We start from the raw sequence: 24,424 nt of genomic DNA on the forward strand, positions 1-24,424 counted from the left end.
TTAAATTTAGATTTTTTAGCTATAATTGCCGCTTATTTTATTTTAAGGAAAGATAATGTTAGAAGGCATTGTTAGAGAGAGTATTGACAAAAGAAGCACGAAAGCTCTTAGGAAAGATGGTTATCTAATCGCTAACATTTACGCAAAAGGTATTGAAAATATCAATGCTGCTTTTAAAGTAAATGATTTTATCAAAGCTGTTAAGGCTAAAAGCGGTTTGAAATTTGATGTCAGCGTAGGTGGTAAAACCTATAATGTTGTGGTTGTAGATTACCAAAAACACCCAGTAACAAGTATTTTAAAGCATGTTGATTTAAAAGTTGTTTTACCAGAAGTTGAGTCTAAATACCTTGTCCCAGTTGTCCCTGTAGGTACTCCAGCAGGTATCAAAAATAAAGGTGTTTTACTACAATCTAAAAAACGCTTAAAAGTTAAATGTAAAGGCAAAGACCTTCCAGATAGCTTTAAAGTAGATGTATCGCCACTTGATATTGATGATACTATCTTAGTTCGTGATATCGAGGCTCCACAAAATGTCCGCATCATCGATGCAGGTCGTGTAGCTGTCTTAGGTGTGGTAAAAGCTAAGTAATGACTCTAATAGCCGGACTTGGCAACATTGGCAAAGAGTATGAAAATACTCGCCATAATGTTGGATTTATGCTTATCGATCTAATCTTAAAAGATGGTGGATATAGCGATGTAAGTTCGGCTAAATTTCAAGGTGAGCTATACAAAAATGGCTCACTTCTTCTTCTTAAACCATCTACATATATGAATTCAAGTGGCAAATCCTTAAAAGCTGTAAATGATTTTTACAAACCTAATCACATTATCGTTATCCATGATGATCTTGATATCGCTTTTGGTGCGATGAGATTTAAAAATGGCGGAAGTAGTGGTGGCCATAATGGAATCAAATCTATTGATTCTTTAATAGGTAATAATTATGATAGGGTTCGCATAGGTATAGGGCGTAGTGATAGAAGTGTTATTGATTATGTTTTGGGTGAATTTGATAATAGTGAGATGACGCAACTTAATAAAATTTTATCTCATGCTAAAGAAGCTGTTTTAGCCTTAGCAAATTCTGGTGATATTGCAGCTATTTCATCTAAATTTACACTTAAAGCATAAAATTATCTTAATCCTAAATTTGATATAATACCAAAATTAAATTTAGGATTAACATGAAATTAGAAGATATTAAAACTCCAGCCTATGTTTGTGAAGAGGCGAAACTTAAGTCAAATTTGAATATACTTAGTCATGTTGCTAAGGAGAGTGGAGCTAAGGTGCTTTGTGCGCTTAAGGGCTTTGCTTTTTCCCCTGGTATGCCACTTGTCTCCAAAATGTTAAATGGTGCTACATGTAGTGGTTTAATAGAAGCTAAATATGCTAAAGAGCATGGTTTTAGAGAAATTCATACCTATTCTCCAGCTTTTAGCGATGATGATATAGATGAAGTTTTATCAATTAGCCATCATGTTGTTTTTAATAGTTTTGCACAGTGGAGAAGATTTGCTACTAAGGCTAAAAATAGTAAAGCTAGCATAGGCTTACGTGTCAATCCAAATGTCTCAGCTAGTCCAACTGATATGTATAATCCATGTGGAAAATATTCTCGTTTAGGCATTACTAAAACAAACTTTGAATTTAGCGAGCTTGATGGAATTGATGGATTGCATTTTCACGCACTTTGCGAGGAGAGTGCTCAAAGCTTAGAGATTGTTTTAAAAGCATTTGAAGAGCAATTTGGTCAGATTATTCCACGTATGAAATGGATTAACTTTGGTGGAGGCCATCACATTACAAAAGCAGGATACGATATAGAGCTATTAATAAATTTAATTAAAAACTTTTCCCAAAAATATGGTGTACAAGTCTATATTGAACCAGGTGAAGCTGTAGGTTGGGAGTGCGGATTTTTGATTGCAAGTGTGCTTGATATTGTAGATAATGAGCAAAAAACTTGTATAATTGATGCCTCGGCTGAATGTCATATGCCTGATACGATTTTAATGCCATATCGTCCAAAAATTAGAGGTGAGAGAGTTGATGGTAAATTTTGTTACAGATTTGGTGGAGCGACTTGCTTAGCTGGTGATATAGTAGGAGCTGAGGCTGGTGAGCCAATTTACAGCTTTGATAAGCCAATAGATATTGGTGATAGGGTAATTTTTGAGGATCAAATTCACTATACAATAGTTAAAAATACCACATTTAATGGCGTTAAGCTTCCAAGTTTGGCAATGATGGATGAGAGTGGCAATGTCGCTATTTGGCGTGAATTTGGTTATGATGATTATGCAAAACGAAACTAAGTAGATTAAATGGCAGACGAACAAGAAAAAACCGAAGAGGCCACCGCCAAGAAGATTGAGGATGCTAGAAATAAAGGTAATGTCCCTAAATCTCAAGATATGAGCGGCTTTGTAACATTGCTTGTAGGATGTGTAGCACTCATTGCTTTGATGGGATTTATGGGCGATCGAGTAATGAATTTGTATCTATATTATCAAGATATAATTGGTACCCCGCTTACTAGGGAGCTGTTTTTTAAGATTGTAATTCATTCGGTTTTACAGTGTTTGCTGATACTTTTACCGCTATTAATTTGCGTGATGATCGCAGGTATTATTGCTAATGTTATGCAGTTTGGTTTTATTTTTACTACCGAGCCGCTTACGCCAAATTTCTCTAAACTTGACCCAATTAAAGGTCTTGCTAATCTTTTTTCACTCAAAAAAGCTGTGGAGACGGTTAAGATTGTAGTTAAAGTTTCGGCAATTTTTGGCTGTGCGTTTTATGTATTTTTACAATTTATTACCGAGTTGCCTTATACAATGTTTTACACGATGTTTGACCAGTTAGTTTGGCTTAGAAATAAAATGTTTATTCTAGCTGGGATTATGCTCTTGCTCTTTATGCTGATTGCAATTGCAGATATTTTTATCGTAAGGTATCAATATTTTAAAGGGCTTAGGATGTCCAAACAAGAGGTAAAAGATGAATACAAGCAAATGGATGGAGATCCTCGTGTCAAAGGGCGAATTCGTCAGCTTCAGATGCAAGCAGCCAAGAAGCGTATGATGCAAAATATTCCAGCAGCTGATGCTATTATAACTAACCCAACTCACTATGCTGTAGCTATCCGTTATGATAAAGATAAAGAATCAGCGCCTGTAGTGCTAGCTAAAGGCGTGGATCATTTAGCGCTAAGAATTAGACAGATTGGCATTGAGCATGGAGTGCAAATAGTAGAAAATCCACCATTGGCTCGTGAGTTATACCGATTGTGCGATGTTGATGATCAGATTCCAGCTACGCTATTTAAGGCTGTGGCTGAAGTACTTACATTTGTATATTTAGGCAATAAGACTAAATTTGCTAAAAGATTAAATGGGTAAGTGTTTATTTTTATCATATGCATTGCTTATGGTATAAGATGTTATCTTTATTTTGGTTAGCTGAGATTCTTCTATAGAATGTTTAATAGCAGTTGGTATTACTTATGACACATATAATGGTTTTACTTAAAAAATAGTAATTGGTATGAAACACAAAAAGGCTTTAGTAGAGTATTGCCTTAATGGTTTTCTTAATGTATATAATGATATAGTAATTAAATCAACTACTTAGCCACCACCGACAAATTCAACAATTTCGATTTTCATCTGATCTTTTAGTTTGAATTCACTCCAGATAGTCCGTGGGACTATCTGCATATCAACTTCGGCAGCAACTCTATTGCTATCATAGTTTTGAGATTCTATGAGCTGGGCTAGATTGCTATCATCAGCGATATTAATTAGATTTGAGTTTAGCCAAATTTGCATTACTTCTCATCCATTGCATAGGTTGTACGATACTCTTCGTAGCTACCTTTAAAGTCTATAATTTCACCATTACCTTTTAGGTGTAATATTCTATTGGCAAAGGCATCAATTAACTCCCTATCGTGGCTTACACAGATACAACTACCACTAAAGTTATATAACGCTTCACCTAAAGCAATGATAGCTTCTAGGTCTAGATGGTTATTTGGTTCATCTAAGATAAGCAAATTCGCCCTTTGTAGCATAAGCTTAGATAGCATTAATCTATGCTTTTCTCCACCGCTTAAACTGCCAACTTCTTTTTCTTGCTCAGCTCCACTAAATAGCATTCTACCTAAGCATTTACGGATCTCATCTAGGTCTTTATTTTTGCTATCTTGTAGCCACTCATATAGTTTTAATGTTCCAGTAATTTTATTTGAGCTATCTTGCGCAAAATATCCTAACTCAATTGTTGCTCCAATATGCACTTTACCGCTATCTGCTTCTAACTCGCTCATTAAAATCTTGCATAAAGTAGATTTACCTACGCCATTGGTTCCGATGATTGCGATTTTATCGCCTTTATTCATCTTAAAATTGAAATTATCCAAAATCACATTATCATCGAATTTTTTATTTATTGCAGTTAATTCTATTAACTCATTGCCAATTTCACGATTAGTTCTAAATAAAATACTAGGATCACGGCGGCTAGATATTTTAATCTCATTGATTTGGAGTTTTTCAAGCTGTTTGGCTCTACTTGTGGCTTGCTTTGCTTTACTAGCATTGGCACTAAATCTAGCTATAAATTTCTCAAGCTCTTCACGCTCTTTTAACTTCTTATCACGCTCCATTTCAGCTTGTTTAGCGACTAAATTTGCTGCGATATACCAATCGTCATAGTTACCGCTAAATTCTCTAATTTGTTTAAAATCCACATCCAAAATATGCGTACAAACTCTATTTAAAAAGTGTCTATCGTGGCTGATTACTACTAGAGTTCCTTCGTGATTGATTAGCTCTCTTTCTAGCCATGCAATTGCATCGATATCAAGGTTGTTTGTCGGCTCATCAAGAAATAAAATATCAGGCTTAGGAAATAGCACTTGAGCGAGCAAGACTTTTACCTTATCGCTGCTTTCGATTTGGCTCATTAATTTATCATACTCATGTAAGCCAAGTGAGCTTAGGATTTTTTCTATCCTTGTTTCATACTCATATGTTGGGTCCTCTTCAGCAGTGATGATCTCAAGTTCGCTAAGGCGTTCATTAATCTCATCAGTAAATTCCTCGCTTAAATAGAGCTTTTCTTTCTCCTTGATTGCATCATATAGTCTTTTGTTTCCCCATAAAACAGCATCTTTTAAGGTAAAATTTTCAAATGCAAATTGATCTTGGCCTAAGACGCCGATTTTTTTATTAGATTCTATGATTATATCGCCGCTAGTGTGTTCTATTTGGCCGCTTAAAATCTTTAAAAATGTAGATTTTCCAGCACCATTTGCGCCGATTAGGCCATAGCGATTGTGCGAATTTAGCTTTAAATTTACATCTTCAAATAGTAGCTGAGAGCCAAAACGGTGTGTTAAGCCTTTGATTTCAACCATTACTATTCCTTAATGCAAGTCAGCATTTAGCTTAATAGCTCTTTTACTAATGCTAGCTGTGATTTGACCTGTTTGGCTATTTTGGCGATAGTGAATTCCATTTAGATTGGCTAGTTCAAGTGCTTTATATATCTCTTTATCAAATTTAAACCCTGGATTTACTTTTTCAAGAGCCTCTTTATCGCTTATATATATTTTTGTACCCTCAAGAATTGCTATACCAGCATCTATGATACAATCATCGCCAAGAGGTACGCCAGTTACTGAATTAGCACCTAAAAGGCATCTTTTACCTACGCTAATTGGATTGCCATTTGTGCCACTTAGTACGCCTAAAATACTCGCACCACCGCCTACATCGCTTCCATCTCCTACGCTTACAGAGCTTGAGATTCTACCTTCTACCATTACTGATCCAGTTGTCCCAGAGTTGAAGTTGATATATGAAGCGCCTGGCATTACTGTTGTGCCTGGTGCTAGAACCGCACCCATTCTTACTTTTGCACTATCTAAGATTCTAGTATTATCGCTTGGTATTATGTGATTTAAGTAGCGTGGGAATTTATCTACGCTTACTATATTTGGATACCAGCCTTTCATCTTTAGCCAAATTTCATTCTCTCTTAAATTGTCTAATTCGTGTGGATTGCCATCACTATCCCAAGCTAGATTTGGTAATAAACCAAAAGCGCCATTAAGATTTAGTGATCGAATTTCGGCTTTATTTAGTGATAGTAGATATAGTTTTAGATAGACAGCTTCAACGCTTTTTGGTGCATCATCGCTATATAAAAATGTTACTACAAATTCAACATCATTTTCCATCTCGCCATCATTTAAAATTTCATCTACTACTAATAGATTTTGAACATTTTTGTGTTTATCGCCTTCGCATTCATCTAGTAAAAAATCAAATACATTAAGCGCATCAGCTGTAATAGCTGAGTTAATCGGTGCTACAAATTCACTCCCACTATTATCGATTTTTATACCATTTTTTTCAATTGCCCAGCTTAATACAGCTGCACTTCCATAATTTTCATTCATATTTACTACTGCGTAATTTACGCTGATTGTTTTGGCTGATTTACCTTTTATGCTTCTACCGATTGCAAATGCAATTGGATCTTTATAGCCAGCTTGAGAACGAATCTCATCGGTAAATTTTTTTAAATCATTTAAATTTTTAATATTCATAATCTTTCCTTTTATTTAATTAAATTGACTCTTTATCCATCATATCTTTGTAGCTACTTAGAGCATTTTTACGCTCTTGTAGATAGCTATTTAGTTTTGGCTTGCTTTGTTGTATAATTAGTTCAAAATCATCTTGACTTTTTATTCCATCTTCGCCAAATTTATCCAAAAGTACATTCGAATTGCCTACTAAGGCTAAATATTTTTGGTTTTCGTAGTTTAGTAAAACTACTTTATTTTGGGCATCTAATGACTTTTCATAGAGGACATCTACACTCTCATCGCTCCAATTAAAGTTACTTATAGAAGCTGTAGTATCTTGAAAATTTGAAGCGGTTTTATAGTTTGAGTTTGCTTGCAAATTTAGTGAGGATTGAAAATCTTGAGTTGTTTGATAACTTTGTGCCGATTGTGAATTTGTAGTACTTTGATGATTTTGTTCTATTTGAAAATCAGCGGCTTGATAATTTTGCGATACTTGTGGATTTGGTGTAGCAATATCAAATGGTTTTGGATTTGGCGTAACTTTTGGTGTATTTATAGTAGTTTTAGTAGTTTGTATGCTTTTGGCTTGTTGATTTTTTTTTGTATATTTAGCTTTGATAAACATTAAAAAAACAAAGAGTGTAAATAGAACTAAAATTACTATAATGTAGTTTGTATACATATCATCACCACTATCTTTTTTGGTCGGGATATTAGCTAGTGGATTTTGTTCTTTTGGTTGAGTGTTTGCAACTTGTGTTGGTTTGATATTTTGTGCTGATTGGGCAGTTTTTTCTATAGCTGACTGATTGGTAGATTTAATTGGGATTTGTGGTGTTACACGAATTCTAAGACCAAATTTATCGCTAGTTTTAGAGGCAACTATAGAGATTGGCTTAGATGATTTTAGCTGCAGTGTAGCACTATTATTAGCTGAGGTAATTAAAATATTTTGGATAATATTTGATTTTATCTGCTTGCTTACTTGACCTTTTAAAGATAGATCGCTTAGGATGATATAGGTTAAATCAGCGTTATTTTGTTGTTTTATAGTGCCATCATATGGAGCATCAAAACTAAGCATAATATCGATACGCTCATCACGTTCATATATATTGTGAGTAAGTAGATTTGCTGCCCAAATTGGCAAGGCTATAAATATTAAAAGCCAAATTTTCATATTAGCTCTCTTCTAAAATATTGGATTACAGATTTAGAATCTAATATCTCATTTATACGGATTGCCAAGTTTTTTTCATACACCATTACCTCGCCCTTGCCAAATATTCTATTATTGATGTATAGTTCTACGCTTTCACCAGCTGGTTTATCTAAATCTATAACTGAACCAACATCAAGTCGTAAAAGCTCACGTACGCTAATAGTAGTCATACCAAGATCACTAATAAACTCTACGCCAATATCTAGCAACTCATCGTAGTCACGAAATAATCCATTTTGGCTTGTATTTGTCTCGTTCATACTTTTTTATAACCTATTTTGAAAGTTTTATTTTTTATTTTAAAGATATGAGATTTTTCAAGTCTAACTGGAAATCTCTCAACTTTGCCTAAAAATTCAGGTGTACCAAGCCTATAAATTCCATCATTATTATCACTTAAGAGATTCTTGGCATAACCTACGATTTGATTAGCTACCTCTCTGCTTAAATCGCCTAAATCAGTCTTTTTAGCCTCTTCAGTGTTAAATAGTTTATCTACAAAAAGCTCTAAAGTCTCTTTTTTAAAATATAGATAAAATTGAAACTCTATATCATCTTTATATAAGGGAATACTAGCACCATATAGGTCTTTTCCTAGACTTTTTCCCTCTTTTATCTCGTAACCAAATACATCAGTGCAAAAGTGTCTAGTAGCATAATTGATAGCATTTAGCATTATAATCTCCTTAAGTTTTGGCTAATATTATACAAAATTTAGCTTTAAAAGAGTTTATTTGACTAAATTCTGACTGATTTTAGTTTGAAATTTAGCCAAATTGTGTAACTATTCAAATAACTCTTTTATCTTTTGATGTGCGGTTTGTGGGTCAAATTTGCTTGTAATCTCTACAATTTTTGTGCCTATAATTGCGCCATCTGCATACTCTTTTACCTTTTTGACATCGCTAGCATTCTTGACCCCAAAGCCTATGGCGACAGGTAAATTGGTATTGTCTTTTATAAACTCAATCATATCTTTGAGTCTATCTAGTGAGCTTTGTTCGCCACCTGTTACGCCAAGAGAGCCAACAGCATATATAAATCCACTAGAGCCGCTTAGAATCTCTTTTGAGCGTTTAGTGCTTGTAGGGGCAATAAGGCGAATTAAGCTAATGCCATATTGCTGACATTTAAGAGCAAACTCGCAGCTCTCCTCATAAGGCATATCAGGTACTAAAATTCCACTAATACCACACTCTAAACTTTGGCGTAAAAATTTATCTTCGCCATAAGCTAAAATAATATTGTAATATACTAAAAATACCAATGCTTTAGAGGTTTTAACACCTTTTAGCATATCAAAAACTTTTGTTGTATTTACTCCGTTATGGCATGCTTGAAATGCTGCGTTGGCTATAAGTTTGCCATCTGCTAAAGGATCAGAATAAGGTATTCCAATCTCAATTATATCAAGCACGCTATCATCAAGTAAATTTAAAAACTCTTTGCTGTATTCTAAGCTAGGATATCCAGCTACAATGTAGCCGATATTTGCTTTTTTGCCTTTAAAAGCATTTGCTATCTTATCCATATATTGTTCCTTTTTTATAATCCATTATAGTATGCATATCTTTATCGCCTCTACCACTTACATTTACTACAATATTTGAGCGTTTTTGTAGTGTAGGACATAGCTTATCTAAATAGGCTAGGGCGTGAGAGCTCTCAATAGCTGGTATTATCCCTTCTAATTTTGATAGAAGTCTTAGAGCATTTATGCACTCATCATCACTAACAGCGTAGTAGCTTACTCTACCTATATCTTGTAAATGTGCATGCTCGGGCCCAACACCTGGATAATCAAGCCCCGCACTTATGCTATGAACGGGTAAAATCATTCCAAATTCATCTTGTAAAACGATGGTTTTCATCCCATGGATTATGCCATCAGCGCCCTTAGTTAGAGTCGCTGCGTGGTATTTAGTCTCTATACCAAGCCCAGCGGCTTCTACGCCTATTATATTTACACTTAGATCATCTAAAAAAGCTGAAAATATGCCTATAGCATTACTTCCACCGCCCACGCAAGCGATGATATAATCAGCTTTTACGCCTTTTTCATCTAATTGTGCTTTGGCTTCAGTGCCGATTATGCTTTGGAAATCTCTAACGATTTTTGGGTATGGATGAGGCCCAACAGCTGAACCAATCACATAAAATCTTGTTTCTATCTCATTTACCCACGCTTGAATAGCTGCCGTGGTGGCCTCTTTAAGCGTGCCAAGTCCATCGCTAATAGGCACTACATTAGCCCCTAAAAGCTGCATTTTATAGACATTTAGAGCCTGTCTTTTGGTATCGCATTCACCCATATAAACATCGCACTCCAAACCCAAAAGCGCCGCCGCAGTCGCAGTAGCTACGCCGTGTTGGCCAGCGCCTGTTTCGGCTAAGACCTTCTTTTTACCCATTTTTTTGGCAAGCAAAGCTTGGGCTAGGGCGTTATTGATCTTGTGAGCTCCTGTGTGATTGAGATCTTCTCTTTTTAGATAGATATCATGCCCATAATGCTCACTTAGCCTTTTGGCGTGATACAATGGGCTTGGTCTGCCTACATAATCTCTTAAAAGCTCATTTAACTCAGCCTTAAACTCATCGCTACTAGCTATTTTTTCATAAGCAACTTCTAACTCATTTAATGCGCTCATCACGGTTTCAGGAACAAATTGGCCACCATATTTACCAAAATAGGCTTTTGCATTCATCTTAAATCTCCTAAATTAACTATTTTTAAAATTTCATATATCTTTTTGCTATCTTTAAACCCAAACTCATCTTCTATTTTGCTATTTATATCAATTAAATTTGGTTTAAGCTTTATAGCTTCTTTTAAATTTTCTACACCGATTCCACCGGCTAAACCAAATTTGATATCTAAATTTTTTAGTAAATCCCAATTAAATTTAACCCCATTTCCACCCTTTTTTTCACCTTTTGTATCAAATAATACTCTATCATAACTCCCATTAAGCTCTGGTAATGATTCATCCACGCTAAAAACTTGCCAAACTTCGCAACCAAATTTGGCTTTATCATCTACTTTTTCATAGATTTGAACAGCGTCTAAATTCGTTAAATTCACTATCTTGGCTATCTTATCAAACTCAATCCCAGCAAATACTCCAACAACTTTTATACCAAATTTATGAGCCAAATCAGCAATATTTTTAGCCATTTCTAAGCTAACTTGCCTTTTACTCTGAGCGAAAATCACACCGATAAAATCCACCCTTTGAGCGTCAAATTCGCACTCGCAGACGCTTTTGGCTTCGTTTAAATTTTTGATACCGCAAATTTTGATTAATGGCTTCATCTTAAAACCTAAAAAATGTAATATCTCAAAGAAGTCTCGGCAATTTCTTTCATAATCTCAAACATTTCATCAATACTCCACTCGTCTTTTCTAAAATACATACTCACTGGTGCAAATTTGTTATGTTCGCTATTGCCGTCAAGTTTGAAAATATAAGTTTTATTTAGATAGTAAAATTCGTTCATTGTACTAAGTTTTGAAAAAACATTTTTTGTCGTTATATCATCTTGATTAAAATCATCCCCGTGTCCGAAGCATACAAATGGTGTTATATCTTCATGGTTCATCATCGCTTTTATTCCGATTAAATTTTTTCCAAGCCTTTCTATAGCATTACCACGAGCCTGTTTTGTTAGCCCTTCTGCTAGTCTTTTATCATTTGTGCCTTGTCGTTTAACTTCTGCTGCTAGAAGCAACTTTTGATAATTTTCATCATCTTTCTTTTTTAAAATCAAAAATCCACCGTCTGGCATGATAGTATTTTCTTCCCAATTTGTATCAAATTGTTTTCTAATACCACCATTTCTGATATTATCCATCATTATTTTTAGTGATAAAGATTTTCCAAATTCAAAATAATATCCATCGAAATTTTGTATATTTTTAAAACGATTTATTAAATATTCAATCGTTCTATTCATAGCTATTCCAATATTTTTATCATCAGATTTAGAATTTACATTTTTTGCCTTATGTTGATTTTTATTTTTTCTCAAATCATCGCTACTTGCCATTTTTTATCCTTTTTTTAACGATATAAAGATACTCTGTGACATATAAATCTCTTGAGTTTAAATTTCTACTAGCTCTGTAAGTTGGGTATTTGATCTCGACCTTATCAACCTCGCCAATTTTGTCTAAATTTATCAAAAACTCATCCATACTGATAAAGCCATCTGAGCTAAATGAGATGATTAGATATTTAGCTTTAAATTCGCTTAAAAGGTTAAAAAATTCATCGCTTGCTTTAGCTTTTTTATTATATTTTGAGCGGTTCCAGTCGTTTGGTATGCCACTAACTTTGCTAATTTGCTCTATATTTGGAGCTTTAAAATCGCTAATTAAATTTAACATAAAGTAGTTTGACCCATAAGGATGTTGATTATAAGGTGGGTCAAAATAGGCTATATCAACTTTTGATATGGATTTGGCAAATTCTAAAGCGTCATTTTGGAAAACCTCAAATTCACTTTGAAAATTTGAAAAAATCGGCATTTTTAGCTCTATTTTGCCTAAAATTCGCCTCAATGCATTTTCGCCCTGTCCGCCAAATTTTCCAACACCATCTTTGTCTTTATAAAATCCTTTGAAAACCCCACCGGTATTAGAATGAATGGAGGCTTGGCTAAGCAGTGGAGCGATAAAATATTTTTGAAATTCAGTTGGAATTTTAGATATTTCATCTCTTAAACCGCCTAAAATTAACGCATTTTGCCTAGAGTAAAAAACTCTTTCATGTTTTTGGATATTTTCATCATTTTTTGGGGCGTAAAGTTCGCTTATAAAGCTCTCTTTTGGGGTGAAATTATTTTGAATTTGAGTAAAATATTTAGATAGATTATCTATCAAATTTGGATTGGAATTTGATAGATAACATGAGTTTATAATGTATGAGTATCTCTCTAAATCATTGGCAAAGATTACGCTAGAATAGGATTTTGCAGCTCTTGCGACTATGCCGCTACCACTAAAAACATCAGCAAATGATATCTTGCTTTTGGCAAGATTATTTTTGATATCAGTTATTACTTTGGTGATATTTGATAGGAGTGAGCGTTTATTGCCTAGATAGCTGATTAATTGCTCACTTAGATACTCTTTATTTTCGCTCATTTACTGCCTTTAATATAGCTTTGATAAAACTCCCAAACCTTGCCTGATTTAATCGCATTTAAGATTATATCCTTAGCCTCTAGTGGAGAGCTAGCACCATCTGCTGTATATAGAGCAAACATCGCATTTAAAAGCACTATATCAAATTTTGGCCCACTAAGCTCGCCTTTTAGCGTGGCTTTTAAAATTTCGGCATTATAACTAGCATCGCCACCGGCAATATCAGAGTGGAATGCCCTTTTAAAGCCAAATTGCTCTGGCGTGATCTTGTATTCTAGTATTTTGCCATCTTTGACTTCGTGGATTAGAGTCTCATCGCAAAGTGTTATCTCATCCATAGAGTCCATTCCATGGACTACGATAGCGTGTTTGCGACCCAAATTTAGTAAAGTAGCTGCGATTAACTCATTTACCTCTTCAAGGTAGTTGCCTACTACTTGATTGCTAAGGCTTAAATTTGGATTTAGAAGTGGGCCAAGGATATTAAAGACAGTTCCCACGCCAAGCCTTAATCTCACATCACGCACGCTAGCTGTAATAGGGTGAAAATATGGAGCATGAAAAAAGGCTAAATTTTGGTTATTGAGTTTAAATTTTAAATGCTCTATATCGCTACCAGGATTTATGCCTATTTGGCTTAAAACATCGCTACTACCGCTTTTGGAGGTTATGGCTTTATTGCCGTGTTTGGCTACTTTGATACCCAAAGATGCTAGTATGAAGGCTGTTGTTGTGGAGATATTTATCGTTTTTAAGCCATCGCCACCTGTGCCTACTATATCCATCATTTTGGAGCTGTCACTATATGTAGTTGAGTATTTTAGTATATTTTTCACAAGTGCTGCTAAGCTATCTGGATATAGGGATTTTTCGCTTATTAAAACTAGTAAAGCCCCAAGCTGGACTTCATCATAATTTTTCTTATAAATCTCTTTGCATATTACCTCATAATCCTTGCTATCAAGGGCAAAGCCCTTTTGGAGCTTGGTAAGAAATGGTGCGAAATTGGCTTTTTTAGGCTCTTCATTATCTTTTTTATTTAGTGAGACGAAGTTTGCTATTATCTGTTTGCCATATTGACTAAAGAAGCTTTCAGGGTGAAATTGTATCCCAAAAATTTGATTTTTACTATCTTCTAACGCCATCAAAACCCCATCGCTGCTATAAGCTGTGGCTTGCAAGTTTGGCGGTAGATTATCTACATATAAAGAGTGGTATCTCATCACGCTAAATTCCGTTGGTAAGCCATTAAATATAAGGCTATTTTGTTGGATATGAATTTGGGATATTTTGCCATGTACCGGGGTGTCAAGCACCTTGATATCAGCACCATAAACTAGCCCGATAGCTTGATGCCCAAGGCAAATTCCAAGTATAGGAATGCCTAAATTCGCCCTTAAAATATCTAAGCAAACGCCACTATCTTTAGGGTGTTTTGGACCCGGGCTTAGGATAATTTTAGATGGATTTAAGGCTTTGATCTCATCAATTGTGATCTCATCATTTCTAACGCATTTTATAGACTCATTAGTTGTATCTAAGATATATTGATAGATATTATAGACAAAACTATCATAATTATCAATCATTAAAATCATTATTTATCCCTTTTGGTTGCGTATTGTTCGAAGATTTTTAGACAACTTTTGCGTTTGTTACAGATCTCTTCATACTCATTTTGGGCTATGCTATCCCATACGATTCCAGCACCAGCACCGATAAATACACGATTTGAATCTGAATTTGGCACAAATATAGCTGAACGAATCAAAATCGCCATTTGCATATCGCCATTAAAATGCCAAAATCCAATCCCACCACCATAAATTCCACGGCTATGCTCTTCAAGCTCATTTATAATTTGCATTGCTCTTATCTTTGGACTACCGCTAAGTGTGCCAGCAGGAAATATCGTAGCTATCGCATCCATCGCTGATGATGAGTCTCTAAGCTCTGCGTATATATCGCTTACGATATGCATTACACTTTCATAAAGCTTAATATGTATAGGATTTATCACTTTTACGCTACTTGGAAGTGCGAATTTGCCTATATCATTTCTAGCTAAATCAATTAGCATTCTATGCTCACTAAGCTCTTTTTCATCATTTAAAAGCTCATTTTTTATAATTTCATCTTCATTAGCATCTCTTCCACGCTTTTTGGTTCCGGCAATCGGGCTTGTGTGGATAATGCCCTTTTTGATCTCTACTACTAGCTCTGGGCTACTACCTACGATGGTGCCAAATTCACTTGGGTAGTAAAACATATATGGGCTAGGATTTTGTGATTTTAAAATTTCATAAAATTCAAGCGGATCAAAATCGCTTTGAAGCTCTAAAGTTTTAGATAAGACTACTTGGAAAATATCACCATTTTTTATATAATTTTTAGCCGTTTCAATCATCTTTAAATAGTTGGCTTTTTGGCTATTTAAGTCGCTTTTGATGGTGTAAAAATAGCTTTTATCTGATTTAAGTGGCTTAATATCTTTAAGATTATTAAAGTAGTTACTATCACCATAAAAGCTATAAATTTTACTCTGTTTGTCATAGTGAAGATAGGCTCTAGCGTCGCTATAATGATATAATGGAAACTCATATAATGCGGGCTTAAGCTCGCCGATTTTTTCGAATTTATATACTGCTTCATAGCTTAAAACGCCAAAAAGCCCGGCGAAATTTGAGATTTTTTTGCCGTTTTTTATTCTATCGTTTAATTTGCCAAAGTCATCTCCGCTGATATACTCACAATCAATTCCGATGATTACTTGAGTCTCATCTTCAGCTAGATATGATTTTGGATATTGGCGTAAAATTTCTTTAAAATATATGGTTGGATCATAGAGTAAAAGCATCTTATCTCCAAAAAGTTTTTTTAAAAAAATATTATACAAAAAATTTTCTTTATCAATCTTAAAATTTAGTATTTCAAAGCTAGATTTTATCTTAGGATTAATATAATTCCAAATCAAATTTAAGGTAGAAAAATGGTTGATGGATTTAGTGTGATTTTAGGCGATATGAGCCTGGTGTGGGCGGTTGCTATTTTTGTTGCTATCGGTGTTGGTGTAGGGTGTATTAGTGGGTTTTTTGGCATTGGTGGTGGGACAATTTTGGTGCCGATACTTTTAAATTTGGGTTTTGATATTAAAAGTGCGATTGGTATTAGTGTGCTTCAGATGTTTATGGGGGCGCTATTTGGTAGCTATGTGAATTATAAAAATAAAAAATTGGTTTTAAATGATGGGATTGTGGTTGGTATCGGCGGACTTGTGGGGGCTAGTTTTAGCGGATTTATAGTATCTATTATGCCTAGTATCGCTTTGAAATTTGTGGTGTTATTTATGTTAATGGTGGCGATAATTAAATTTTTTCAAGCAGATGTGAAAAATGATAATCCTAAAGAGATATCTAAATTTATAATGTTTGGTGTGGGGGTTGTAGTAGGTGCTGTGGCGATATCGGCTGGGATTGGCGGGGCGCTATTTTTAACGCCGATATTTGTGGGATTTTTGAAAATGGATATCAAAAAAGCCATATCAATTGGGCTATTTTTTGTTATATTTAGCTCATTTTCTGGGCTTATAAGCTTAGCAAATGCGGGACTTGTGGATTATAAAAGTGGATTTACAATTGGAATTGGGTCTATAATTGGAGTATATTTTGGTGTAAAATTTGGCCATAAAGTTGATAAAAATATTCAAAAAAGATTGGCGCTTGGCCTATATATAATTATGTTTATTTTGATGGTTAAAAATATACTATTTTAATCAACTTTTGTGGCTAAATTCGGGCTAAAATCCATTTAAAATTTCAATAATTTTAGATATTATTTTAAGCTCAAAGCTATCTATAGCTTGAGTTTGAGAGTACTCGAAGTTAGATTTTTGGCTTTGGAGATTTAAATTTGTTTGATAATTATTGCTATCTTTAAGAGCGATTAAAAGCGAGGCTTGAGCATCGTAAAAATACTCATTTTCGTATCCACCACCAAAGCCTCTACCAAAACCAACATGCCTAAATCCACCACTACCAAAGCCAAATTCCATAAAATTATTATTCTTAATATCGCTATTTTGGCGTAGGTAATTTAGCGTAATTTTGATTGCGATATCTGGATTTTTGGTAGCTTTTTTATAGCCATTTTGGATTAGGGCAGAGCTTAGATTATTTTCAAAGTTTTCGCTGAAATTTTGTGAAGATATACTAAAGCTCTTGCCTTTTATATTTTCAGTGATAAAAATCGGATTAGAAGTTGAGAGATAACTAGTAAAAGCAGGGCTACTACAACCTAAAAATATCAAGCTAATTATAAGGCAAAAAAATATATTTTTCATCAAAATCCCCTAAAATAAATTTAGGTATTATACTATTTTTTCTCTATTTTTTGGTTTATGAAATAGACTAAAAACAAAACACTAAAGCTAATTATAAGCATAATCGCTGAATATATATGCGCAAGTTTATAATCCAATATCTCAACAGCCTCATAAATAGCGATACTAGCGACCTTAGTCTTGCCTTCTATGCTTCCGCCTATCATCAAAATCACTCCAAATTCGCCCAAAGTGTGAGCAAAGCTAATGATAATAGCGCTCAAAAGTGATGGCTTGATATTTGGCATAGCGACACGAAATAGAGTAGTAAGCTTACCTTTGCCAAGGCTATAGCTAGCTTCTATAAGCGAATTTGGCAGGGATTTAAACCCTGATAAAATCGGCGAAAACATAAAGGGCAATGAGTAGATACAGCTAGCAATCACAAGGCCACTGAAATTAAAAACAAGCCTAATATCAAAATATTTTTCCATAAATTCACCCAAAAATGAGTATGGCGATAAGAGTATCAAGATATAAAATCCAAGCACCGAAGGCGGCAATACAAGTGGCAAAGATATCACGCTTTCTAAAACAGGCTTAAATCTAAACTCACATCTAGCAACGATATAAGCGAAAAATATAGATATGATAAAGAGTATAATCGTAGATATAATAGCTAATTTAAATGATAATAATAGTGGCGTCCAATCTATCATATATCCACCTTTAAATTTGATATTTGTGTGCTTAGAGTGATGGTATCTCCGATTTTAAATTTATTAATATTTGTAGCTGGAATTTTGTAAATTTGATTTGCGTATTCGCAGGTTATGCTTTGGCTATTTATCTCTAAAATTGTAGCTAATAGATTGATATTTTGATCCAAATTTGAGTTTAAAAATAGCTCTTTTGGGGTGCCACTTTGGATGATTTTGCCATTGTCAATCTCATAAATATGGTTAGCGAGTCTATAAATTTCGTGTTTATCGTGGCTAACTAATATTATACTCATATTATATTTTTTGTGAATTTGGCTTAAGTAGTCTTGGAGTTTAATGCGTAATTTCGCATCTAAAGCAGATAAAGGCTCATCTAAAAGCAAGATTTTAGGTCGCCTCATCAAAGCCCTTGCTAGGGCTGTGCGTTGCTTTTGACCGCCAGAGAGTGTGTGTGGATAGGCGTTTTGAAACTCTAAAAGCTCGGCTAATTCTAGCAACTCGGTAGCAAATTTAATATCATTTTTGGCAAATAGTAGATTTTGTATCACACTCATATTAGGAAATAGAGCATAATCTTGAAAAAGATATCCGATATTTCGCTTTTGTGGGGGCAAAAATATATCTTTGTTATAATATATAGCCCCATCACTGCTAATAGCTCCGCTATCAGGCTTATCAAATCCAGCAAGTAACCTTAATATCGTGCTTTTACCACTGCCACTTTTGCCATATAATGCGACAAATTCGCCATTATTTATCTTAAATTCAAGATCAAGCTTAAATCCATCAAAGGACTTTTGGCAGTGGAAATGGATCATAAATTCGCCTAATTAATCGCTTTATATCCAAATTTAACAAATATATCTTGAGCCGGTTTGCTAAGCAAGTAATCATAAAAATCTTTAGCTAATTTATTTTCTTTACAATGATTTAAGATTACCATTGCTTGATCTATACTAGTATGAAGTGAGCCATCTAAAATAGCATAATTTGTATATTGTAGCATCTGTTTGGCCCTTAAAGCACTAGCTGCGACAAAACCGATATCGCCAGCTTTTATAGTTTGATTTAGAGCATCGCCTATGCTATTTGCTTCAATGATTTTATCTTTAATCTCATCATAAATTCCAGCATTTTTAAACGCTTCTATCGTGGCAGCACCGTATGGGGCGGTTTTTGGGTTGGCTATTATTATTGTTTTTATATCTTTGTTTTTTAATGAGTTTAGGCTTGGTTCATAGCCTCTAACGCTCAAAATAGCCACGCTTCCGCTAGTGTAAATAACAGGTTTATTAAGAGCAAAACCATCTTTATATAATACATCAGCGAAATCTATATTTGCGCTTAAAAATAGATCAAAAGGGGCACCATTTTTGATTTGGGCTACTAATTTACCGCTTGAGCCTAATGTTATGTTGATTTTAGCATCTGGGTGAAGTTTGATAAATTCGCTTTTTATCTCTTCTAAGACATAGGCCGTATTTGCCGCTGCGGCTACATTGAGTGTTGAAGCAAAAGAGCAAACTACAAAGGCTAAAAGTAGAAAAATTGATCTCATATTTATTCCTAATATTATAAATTTATACTTATAATTATATGAAAAAATAGTAAATAAATGGATATTTATAAATATAAATTATATATTTATATTTTAAAAAGTTAGCAATTACTCTTGCTTGGCTAATACCAAGCAAGTAATAAACTAAGCCTGTGTCGCTATGATAATATGGCTAGCTTTGATAAATAACTCAACTTCATCGCCGACATTGATTCTCATATCTTGGGCCGATTCGTTAGTGATGATAGCGTGTATTGTCTGATTATTGCCTATATTTACGGTGATTTTGGCATTTACTGCACCTATTGTAGCTTTAGCTACTTTGCCTTTTAGCTTATTTGATGCAGAAATTTTAAGCTCATTATCATCGCTTTTAGCTAAAATTACGCTTGAAGCTTTAAAGATAAATAAAACCTCTTTGCCAACTTCTAAATTTAACTCTTTTTGGCTATCTATTGTGATTATGGATTTTAGCAATGTTCCATCGCTTAATTTAGCTGTGATTTGCGCATTTACTGCGCCGATATTTATATCTGTGATTGTAGCTTGAAGTTGATTTTTAGCGCTTAACTTCATATTGTTCCTTTTTAGATTATTTATGGCGTGAATATCTGGATTGCTACAGATTTCATCTAATAAATTATTTTGAATTTTTAAAATCGCCTCATACACATCTATAATATCTTTTGCATATGCACTAAGCTCACTACCACTATTTTTTCTCTTGCCATTTACCCTAGCAATTAATGGCTCTTTGGCTTTGGAGTTAAGTAGATCTAGGCAGTCCCAAGCATTTTTATACGAGATATCAACTGCATTTGCTGCTCTAGCGATGCTTTTGGTCTCATCTAGAGCCTTTAAAAGTTTGATATGCTTTGGCAAAAGGGCCACTTCATCATCTAAAAATAGCTCAAGATTTATCCTAGCTTTCATAAAAACCTCTTTTAAATTTATTTTTCTTTGGCGTATTATAATATTTTATTGTTAAAATTGGGTTTATATTTGAAAACAATAAAAATAAAATATACTAAATATAGTAAATTTTATAATTCATACTAACTTAAGTTTGAACTGATATAATATTGCCTTTTTAATTTATGAGGTAATATTATGGCTAGGATTTTTTTGGCTAGTTTTATATTTTTAATTAGCTGTTTTGCTGATGATATTGATTCATTTGAAGATGAGTATGCTACTAGCAGTTTTGATCCGCTTAGTGGATATAATAGGGTTATGACCGAGTTTAATCATGTTGTATATCAAAATATCTTGATACCAACATTTAAAGGCTATGATTATATAATGCCAGATCCTGCTCAAGATGCTATAAGTAATTTTTTTGATAATATTATATATCCAATTCGTTTAGTTAATAATCTTTTGCAGTTTAAATTTACAGCAGCAGGAGAGGAGACGCTAAGATTTATTGCTAATACTATAATTGGTTTTGGCGGGATTAGCGATGTAGCAACTAATGTTTATGGACTTAAAAGACACGATGAGGATTTTGGTCAAACACTTGGATATTGGGGAATTGGTAGCGGTTTTCCTATAGTATTGCCAGTTTTAGGACAGACAAATTTGCGTGATTTAATAGGTATGAGTGGGGACTTTTTCATTAATCCATTGAGTTATACCAATGAGATATTTACTGATGATAGTCATAAATATTTTCATCTAAATTTAGCTGTTAAATCATGGCAGCTAATTAACGATGGTTCTAAAGATCCCGAACTATATAATAAGCTTACTAGTGGTGCAATCGACTTATATACATTTATAAAAGATGGCTATGAACAACGCAGAAATGCACAAATTAAGGAGTAAAATATGAAAAAAATTATATTTTTGTTATTTTTGGTATGCTCAATTGCTTTTGGCATAGAGCTTAAAAATATTGATGATACTCTAAAGAGTGATTTTAAAAAAGCAATAGAGATAATGAATGATAAATCTATAGTAAAAGAGCAAAAGCCTTTAGAGCTTTTTAAGCTTTTTGATGGATATTTTGATTACTCACTGATGGCTAGACTCTCTCTTTCTAAGCAATATAGTATGTTAAATCCTACACAGCAAGATGAGTTTAAAAAACAATTTGTAGCAAATTTAAAGGCATCTTTTACGCAAAAGCTTGGATATTATAGCGATCAAGAGATTGAGTTTGTAAAAGGCGAAATGGGAAACAAAAATCGATACAATGTCTATGCTGTAATAAAAAATAAAAGCGAAAATTATCCATTAATTTTTAAATTTCACCCAGCAAATAAGAGTGATTATCTAATCTATGATATTGATATTTTAGGCGTGAGTTTAGTTCAAAGCTATAGAAGTCAGTTTAATGATTTAAGTAAAAATGCAGGCTTTGATGAGATTATAAAGCGTCTTCAAAATGCAACAGCTGATCATAATGCTACTGTTAAATGAAAAAAATATTTAAGCTAATTGTCGCATTTCCTAAGGCTGTTTTAGCGTTTAGTTTGCTTATTTGCCTTGGAATTGGAGTCTTTTCTTATAAGCTTGAGATTGATGCTTCTACTCAGACTTTATTACTTGAAAATGATAAGGATTTAGCTATTTGGCGTGATATTACTAAACGCTATGATAGTAAGAATTTTTTAGTTATTGCTTATACACCAAATTTAGGACTTTTAAACCAAAATAGTCTAGATAAAATCGCAGCAATCTCAAGAGAGCTTGAGAATTTAAAAAGTGTCGATTCAGTTTTTTCAATCTTAAAAGCCCCACTTTTAACTAATAATCCCAATTTAAGCATTAGTGAATTAATAGAGGATGTGCCAAATTTAAGCAAAACTGGCATCGATATGGCCAGGGCCAAAGATGAGTTAATGAATAGCTTATTATATAAAAACTCATTAGTTAGTAGTGATTTTAAAACCACAGCTATTGTAGTAAATTTAAAAGATGATGAGACTTATGCTAGATTTTTAGAACAAAGAGCAAATCTAAAAGAGTTTGGCCAAAAATTAGCAAATTTAGAAATTGAATTTAAAAAATATAGAGACGCTCAGCGTATTGTTGAACATGAAAATATTACTAAAATTAGAGAGATTATAGAGCACTATAAGGGAGATGAGCGGCTATTTTTAGGCGGCATTAGTATGATTGCTGATGATATGATAAGCTTTGTTAAAAATGACTTAGCAGTTTATGGAAGTAGTGTTTTAGTGCTTCTTGGGTTTTGTTTATGGTTATTTTTTAGACAAGTTAGATTTGTAGTTTTACCAGTGATTGTCTGTTTTTTAAGTGTAATTTTAGCAAGTGGACTATTTGGGCTTTTAGGTTATGAGATTACAGTAATTAGCTCTAATTATATAGCCCTTCAGCTAATCATTACAATTTCAGTGGTAATTCACTTAATCGTAGCATATCGTGAGTTATATTTAAAACATAAAATTTATACGAATGCACAGTTAGTTTATCTTACTTTGCGTTCTAAATTTACACCTTGCTTTTTTGCAATTTTTACTACAGTAATTGGATTTTTATCACTTTGCCTAAGTGATATTAAACCAATTATTATGCTTGGGGCGATGATGAGTGTGAGTATCTCTATATCGCTTTTGGTGGCGTTTTTTATTTTTGGTAGTTTGCTTATGATGCTTAAGAAAAAAGAGCCCAAAATGAGCTTTGAAAATCACTTTAAATTCACACAGTGGTGTGCTAAATTTGCCATAAATCAACCAAAAATAATATATATAATTAGTTTGTTTATAGTAGTTATTGGTATTTATGGTATTAGTCAGCTTAGGGTTGAAAATAGTTTTATAGGGTATTTTAAATCAAATACTGAAATTTACCAAGGTATGAAGGTGATCGATCAAGAGCTAGGCGGAACGATTCCTTTGGATGTGATTATTAAATTTAAACCAATTGAGCAAAATAGTGATGATGAACTAGGCGAATTTGAAGATGAATTTGGCGGTAGTCAAGAGGAGCAATACTGGTTTAATACTTATAGGCTTGATATTATTAAAAGAGTTAATAAATTTATTGCTGAGCGTGAGTTTGTTGGAAATGTTAGCTCGCTTGCTACTTTACTTGAAGTAGGAAAAAGTATAAATAATGGTAAGGAGCTTGATCCGCTTGCACTCTCGCTAATCTATACAAATTTACCTAATGAGTATAAGCAGCTAATCTTAACACCATATATAAATATAGAAAATAATGAGGCAAGATTTAGTATTAGAACTATCGATAGTGATCCAAATTTACGCCGTGATGAGTTTGTCAAATCACTCAAGGCTGATTTGCAAAAACTATTAAAAGATGAACCAGTAGAGATTCAAGTAGCTGGCGTAATGGTATTATATAATAATATGCTTCAAGCTCTCTTTAGTTCACAGGCTGATACATTTATATTTGTAGTTTTGGCACTATTTTTAGTTTTTGTAGTAATTTTTAGAAGTATTAAGCTATCACTAATTGGAATTATTGCAAATCTTGTTCCTTTGTGTGCTGTATTTGGCATAATGGGGATTGCAGGAATCCCGCTTGATATTATGAGTATTACAATTGCTGCTATTAGTCTTGGAATTGGGGTTGATGATATAATTCATTATATTCATAGATTTAAAAATGAAAATCGTACGCATACTATCTCTAGTGCAGTAAAGCGTTCACACGCAAGTATTGGTTATGCTATGTATTATACCTCTTTTGCAATATTTTTAGGCTTTAGCGTGATGAGTCTTAGTAATTTTTGGCCGACTATTTACTTTGGAATTTTGACAGATTTGGTTATGTTTATGATGCTTCTTGGGGCGTTAATTTTGCTTCCTGCGATGATCTCTTCATTTTATAAAAAGCAATTATAGAGCCTAAGAT

The 24,424-nt window shown here is 33.7% G+C and carries 26 protein-coding genes; 8 read left to right on the forward strand and 18 right to left on the reverse strand.

Going from position 1 to position 24,424, the window contains the following annotated elements; all coding sequences use genetic code 11:
* The first annotated feature begins 55 nt into the window (after positions 1-55).
* The 4 genes from CIGN_RS02035 to flhB are packed head-to-tail and all read left to right on the forward strand — an operon-like array spanning position 56 to position 3,410.
* Positions 56-592, forward strand: coding sequence for a 50S ribosomal protein L25/general stress protein Ctc (locus tag CIGN_RS02035; RefSeq protein ID WP_086227339.1), 537 nt, complete (start codon positions 56-58; stop codon positions 590-592).
* The gene (gene pth, locus CIGN_RS02040) at positions 592-1,137 is read left to right on the forward strand and encodes an aminoacyl-tRNA hydrolase (RefSeq protein WP_086302079.1); all 546 of its coding nucleotides are present in this window, start codon (positions 592-594) and stop codon (positions 1,135-1,137) included. The genes CIGN_RS02035 and pth overlap by 1 nt, the downstream gene beginning before the upstream one ends.
* A gap of 53 nt (positions 1,138-1,190) precedes the next feature.
* Positions 1,191-2,324, forward strand: a complete 1,134-nt coding sequence (gene nspC / locus CIGN_RS02045; protein WP_086289728.1) for a carboxynorspermidine decarboxylase — start codon at positions 1,191-1,193, stop codon at positions 2,322-2,324.
* Positions 2,325-2,333: 9 nt separating this feature from the next.
* Positions 2,334-3,410, forward strand: a complete 1,077-nt coding sequence (flhB, locus tag CIGN_RS02050; protein WP_086228752.1) for a flagellar biosynthesis protein FlhB — start codon at positions 2,334-2,336, stop codon at positions 3,408-3,410.
* 228 nt (positions 3,411-3,638) lie between these two features.
* Here flhB and thiS read toward each other — a convergent pair whose 3' ends face one another.
* The 13 genes from thiS to CIGN_RS02115 form a co-directional block, all read right to left on the reverse strand.
* Positions 3,639-3,839, reverse strand: a complete 201-nt coding sequence (gene thiS, locus CIGN_RS02055) for a sulfur carrier protein ThiS (protein WP_086277262.1) — start codon at positions 3,837-3,839, stop codon at positions 3,639-3,641.
* Positions 3,839-5,431 carry an ABC-F family ATP-binding cassette domain-containing protein gene (locus CIGN_RS02060; RefSeq protein WP_086241733.1) on the reverse strand — a complete coding sequence of 531 codons (1,593 nt, stop codon included), beginning with the start codon at positions 5,429-5,431 and terminating at the stop codon, positions 3,839-3,841. Before CIGN_RS02060 ends, thiS begins: the two co-directional genes overlap by 1 nt.
* A gap of 9 nt (positions 5,432-5,440) precedes the next feature.
* The gene (locus CIGN_RS02065; RefSeq protein WP_086302080.1) at positions 5,441-6,628 is read right to left on the reverse strand and encodes a tetrahydrodipicolinate N-succinyltransferase N-terminal domain-containing protein; all 1,188 of its coding nucleotides are present in this window, start codon (positions 6,626-6,628) and stop codon (positions 5,441-5,443) included.
* A 19-nt stretch (positions 6,629-6,647) separates the two neighbouring features.
* Positions 6,648-7,793: a hypothetical protein gene (locus CIGN_RS02070; protein ID WP_086302081.1), complete on the reverse strand. Its 1,146-nt coding sequence runs from the start codon at positions 7,791-7,793 to the stop codon at positions 6,648-6,650.
* Positions 7,790-8,095, reverse strand: a complete 306-nt coding sequence (gene fliN, locus CIGN_RS02075) for a flagellar motor switch protein FliN (RefSeq protein WP_086229877.1) — start codon at positions 8,093-8,095, stop codon at positions 7,790-7,792. The genes CIGN_RS02070 and fliN overlap by 4 nt, the downstream gene beginning before the upstream one ends.
* Positions 8,092-8,511 carry a chemotaxis protein CheX gene (locus CIGN_RS02080; RefSeq protein ID WP_086302082.1) on the reverse strand — a complete coding sequence of 140 codons (420 nt, stop codon included), beginning with the start codon at positions 8,509-8,511 and terminating at the stop codon, positions 8,092-8,094. The genes fliN and CIGN_RS02080 overlap by 4 nt, the downstream gene beginning before the upstream one ends.
* 108 nt (positions 8,512-8,619) lie before the next feature.
* Positions 8,620-9,366 (reverse strand): tryptophan synthase subunit alpha, encoded by a 747-nt coding sequence (trpA, locus tag CIGN_RS02085; protein ID WP_086234011.1) that lies wholly within the window; start codon positions 9,364-9,366, stop codon positions 8,620-8,622.
* Positions 9,359-10,540 carry a tryptophan synthase subunit beta gene (gene trpB / locus CIGN_RS02090; RefSeq protein WP_086302083.1) on the reverse strand — a complete coding sequence of 394 codons (1,182 nt, stop codon included), beginning with the start codon at positions 10,538-10,540 and terminating at the stop codon, positions 9,359-9,361. Before trpB ends, trpA begins: the two co-directional genes overlap by 8 nt.
* Positions 10,537-11,148, reverse strand: a complete 612-nt coding sequence (locus CIGN_RS02095) for a phosphoribosylanthranilate isomerase (RefSeq protein ID WP_086268852.1) — start codon at positions 11,146-11,148, stop codon at positions 10,537-10,539. The genes trpB and CIGN_RS02095 overlap by 4 nt, the downstream gene beginning before the upstream one ends.
* A gap of 8 nt (positions 11,149-11,156) precedes the next feature.
* On the reverse strand, positions 11,157-11,882 hold the full coding sequence (locus CIGN_RS02100; RefSeq protein ID WP_086245726.1) for an EcoRI family type II restriction endonuclease: 726 nt from the start codon (positions 11,880-11,882) through the stop codon (positions 11,157-11,159).
* The gene (locus CIGN_RS02105) at positions 11,872-12,981 is read right to left on the reverse strand and encodes a DNA adenine methylase (protein WP_086302084.1); all 1,110 of its coding nucleotides are present in this window, start codon (positions 12,979-12,981) and stop codon (positions 11,872-11,874) included. Before CIGN_RS02105 ends, CIGN_RS02100 begins: the two co-directional genes overlap by 11 nt.
* Positions 12,978-14,579, reverse strand: a complete 1,602-nt coding sequence (trpD, locus tag CIGN_RS02110; RefSeq protein ID WP_086302085.1) for an anthranilate phosphoribosyltransferase — start codon at positions 14,577-14,579, stop codon at positions 12,978-12,980. Before trpD ends, CIGN_RS02105 begins: the two co-directional genes overlap by 4 nt.
* On the reverse strand, positions 14,579-15,838 hold the full coding sequence (locus tag CIGN_RS02115; protein WP_086303199.1) for an anthranilate synthase component I family protein: 1,260 nt from the start codon (positions 15,836-15,838) through the stop codon (positions 14,579-14,581). Before CIGN_RS02115 ends, trpD begins: the two co-directional genes overlap by 1 nt.
* 132 nt (positions 15,839-15,970) lie before the next feature.
* On the opposite strand from CIGN_RS02115, the gene CIGN_RS02120 reads away from it, so the two are divergent.
* The gene (locus CIGN_RS02120; protein ID WP_236844775.1) at positions 15,971-16,753 is read left to right on the forward strand and encodes a sulfite exporter TauE/SafE family protein; all 783 of its coding nucleotides are present in this window, start codon (positions 15,971-15,973) and stop codon (positions 16,751-16,753) included.
* Between the two features lie 24 nt (positions 16,754-16,777).
* Here the strand turns inward: CIGN_RS02120 and CIGN_RS02125 are convergent, their stop codons facing one another.
* The 5 genes from CIGN_RS02125 to CIGN_RS02145 all read right to left on the reverse strand — a co-directional run bounded on the left by CIGN_RS02125 (position 16,778) and on the right by CIGN_RS02145 (position 20,512).
* Entirely contained in the window at positions 16,778-17,320 is a 543-nt protein-coding gene (locus CIGN_RS02125) for a putative periplasmic lipoprotein (protein ID WP_086302086.1), read from the reverse strand.
* A gap of 32 nt (positions 17,321-17,352) precedes the next feature.
* Positions 17,353-18,018, reverse strand: coding sequence for a molybdate ABC transporter permease subunit (modB, locus tag CIGN_RS02130; RefSeq protein ID WP_086302087.1), 666 nt, complete (start codon positions 18,016-18,018; stop codon positions 17,353-17,355).
* Positions 18,015-18,839, reverse strand: a complete 825-nt coding sequence (locus tag CIGN_RS02135; RefSeq protein WP_086302088.1) for an ABC transporter ATP-binding protein — start codon at positions 18,837-18,839, stop codon at positions 18,015-18,017. The genes modB and CIGN_RS02135 overlap by 4 nt, the downstream gene beginning before the upstream one ends.
* 8 nt (positions 18,840-18,847) lie before the next feature.
* Positions 18,848-19,579: a molybdate ABC transporter substrate-binding protein gene (gene modA / locus CIGN_RS02140; protein ID WP_086302089.1), complete on the reverse strand. Its 732-nt coding sequence runs from the start codon at positions 19,577-19,579 to the stop codon at positions 18,848-18,850.
* Between the two features lie 144 nt (positions 19,580-19,723).
* Positions 19,724-20,512 (reverse strand): TOBE domain-containing protein, encoded by a 789-nt coding sequence (locus tag CIGN_RS02145; protein ID WP_086302090.1) that lies wholly within the window; start codon positions 20,510-20,512, stop codon positions 19,724-19,726.
* Between the two features lie 177 nt (positions 20,513-20,689).
* Between CIGN_RS02145 and CIGN_RS02150 the strand changes: the two genes are divergently transcribed.
* The 3 genes from CIGN_RS02150 to CIGN_RS02160 are packed head-to-tail and all read left to right on the forward strand — an operon-like array spanning position 20,690 to position 24,414.
* A complete protein-coding gene (locus tag CIGN_RS02150) occupies positions 20,690-21,406 on the forward strand; it encodes an MlaA family lipoprotein (protein ID WP_086302091.1) in 717 nt (238 codons plus the stop codon).
* A 3-nt stretch (positions 21,407-21,409) separates the two neighbouring features.
* Positions 21,410-22,003 carry an MlaC/ttg2D family ABC transporter substrate-binding protein gene (locus CIGN_RS02155; RefSeq protein ID WP_086302092.1) on the forward strand — a complete coding sequence of 198 codons (594 nt, stop codon included), beginning with the start codon at positions 21,410-21,412 and terminating at the stop codon, positions 22,001-22,003.
* Positions 22,000-24,414, forward strand: a complete 2,415-nt coding sequence (locus tag CIGN_RS02160) for an efflux RND transporter permease subunit (protein WP_086277238.1) — start codon at positions 22,000-22,002, stop codon at positions 24,412-24,414. Before CIGN_RS02155 ends, CIGN_RS02160 begins: the two co-directional genes overlap by 4 nt.
* Positions 24,415-24,424: the final 10 nt, after the last annotated feature.

The sequence above is a fragment of the Campylobacter devanensis genome (assembly GCF_002139915.1).
GTDB classification, from domain to species: domain Bacteria; phylum Campylobacterota; class Campylobacteria; order Campylobacterales; family Campylobacteraceae; genus Campylobacter; species Campylobacter devanensis.

What these genes read in the sequence shown, in the direction of transcription:
- pth (WP_086302079.1), top strand. Translation starts at nt 592, where the DNA reads ATGACTCTAATAGCCGGACTTGGCAACATTGGCAAAGAGTATGAAAAT.
- trpB (WP_086302083.1), bottom strand. Translation starts at nt 10,540, where the DNA reads ATGAATGCAAAAGCCTATTTTGGTAAATATGGTGGCCAATTTGTTCCT.
- nspC (WP_086289728.1), top strand. Translation starts at nt 1,191, where the DNA reads ATGAAATTAGAAGATATTAAAACTCCAGCCTATGTTTGTGAAGAGGCG.
- trpA (WP_086234011.1), bottom strand. Translation starts at nt 9,366, where the DNA reads ATGGATAAGATAGCAAATGCTTTTAAAGGCAAAAAAGCAAATATCGGC.
- fliN (WP_086229877.1), bottom strand. Translation starts at nt 8,095, where the DNA reads ATGAACGAGACAAATACAAGCCAAAATGGATTATTTCGTGACTACGAT.
- CIGN_RS02160 (WP_086277238.1), top strand. Translation starts at nt 22,000, where the DNA reads ATGAAAAAAATATTTAAGCTAATTGTCGCATTTCCTAAGGCTGTTTTA.
- thiS (WP_086277262.1), bottom strand. Translation starts at nt 3,839, where the DNA reads ATGCAAATTTGGCTAAACTCAAATCTAATTAATATCGCTGATGATAGC.
- CIGN_RS02135 (WP_086302088.1), bottom strand. Translation starts at nt 18,839, where the DNA reads ATGATCCATTTCCACTGCCAAAAGTCCTTTGATGGATTTAAGCTTGAT.
- CIGN_RS02060 (WP_086241733.1), bottom strand. Translation starts at nt 5,431, where the DNA reads ATGGTTGAAATCAAAGGCTTAACACACCGTTTTGGCTCTCAGCTACTA.
- modA (WP_086302089.1), bottom strand. Translation starts at nt 19,579, where the DNA reads ATGAGATCAATTTTTCTACTTTTAGCCTTTGTAGTTTGCTCTTTTGCT.
- trpD (WP_086302085.1), bottom strand. Translation starts at nt 14,579, where the DNA reads ATGATTTTAATGATTGATAATTATGATAGTTTTGTCTATAATATCTAT.
- CIGN_RS02125 (WP_086302086.1), bottom strand. Translation starts at nt 17,320, where the DNA reads ATGAAAAATATATTTTTTTGCCTTATAATTAGCTTGATATTTTTAGGT.
- CIGN_RS02150 (WP_086302091.1), top strand. Translation starts at nt 20,690, where the DNA reads ATGGCTAGGATTTTTTTGGCTAGTTTTATATTTTTAATTAGCTGTTTT.
- CIGN_RS02095 (WP_086268852.1), bottom strand. Translation starts at nt 11,148, where the DNA reads ATGAAGCCATTAATCAAAATTTGCGGTATCAAAAATTTAAACGAAGCC.
- CIGN_RS02120 (WP_236844775.1), top strand. Translation starts at nt 15,971, where the DNA reads ATGGTTGATGGATTTAGTGTGATTTTAGGCGATATGAGCCTGGTGTGG.
- CIGN_RS02115 (WP_086303199.1), bottom strand. Translation starts at nt 15,838, where the DNA reads ATGCTTTTACTCTATGATCCAACCATATATTTTAAAGAAATTTTACGC.
- CIGN_RS02155 (WP_086302092.1), top strand. Translation starts at nt 21,410, where the DNA reads ATGAAAAAAATTATATTTTTGTTATTTTTGGTATGCTCAATTGCTTTT.
- modB (WP_086302087.1), bottom strand. Translation starts at nt 18,018, where the DNA reads ATGATAGATTGGACGCCACTATTATTATCATTTAAATTAGCTATTATA.
- CIGN_RS02145 (WP_086302090.1), bottom strand. Translation starts at nt 20,512, where the DNA reads ATGAAAGCTAGGATAAATCTTGAGCTATTTTTAGATGATGAAGTGGCC.
- CIGN_RS02065 (WP_086302080.1), bottom strand. Translation starts at nt 6,628, where the DNA reads ATGAATATTAAAAATTTAAATGATTTAAAAAAATTTACCGATGAGATT.
- CIGN_RS02035 (WP_086227339.1), top strand. Translation starts at nt 56, where the DNA reads ATGTTAGAAGGCATTGTTAGAGAGAGTATTGACAAAAGAAGCACGAAA.
- CIGN_RS02100 (WP_086245726.1), bottom strand. Translation starts at nt 11,882, where the DNA reads ATGGCAAGTAGCGATGATTTGAGAAAAAATAAAAATCAACATAAGGCA.
- CIGN_RS02105 (WP_086302084.1), bottom strand. Translation starts at nt 12,981, where the DNA reads ATGAGCGAAAATAAAGAGTATCTAAGTGAGCAATTAATCAGCTATCTA.
- CIGN_RS02080 (WP_086302082.1), bottom strand. Translation starts at nt 8,511, where the DNA reads ATGCTAAATGCTATCAATTATGCTACTAGACACTTTTGCACTGATGTA.
- CIGN_RS02070 (WP_086302081.1), bottom strand. Translation starts at nt 7,793, where the DNA reads ATGAAAATTTGGCTTTTAATATTTATAGCCTTGCCAATTTGGGCAGCA.
- flhB (WP_086228752.1), top strand. Translation starts at nt 2,334, where the DNA reads ATGGCAGACGAACAAGAAAAAACCGAAGAGGCCACCGCCAAGAAGATT.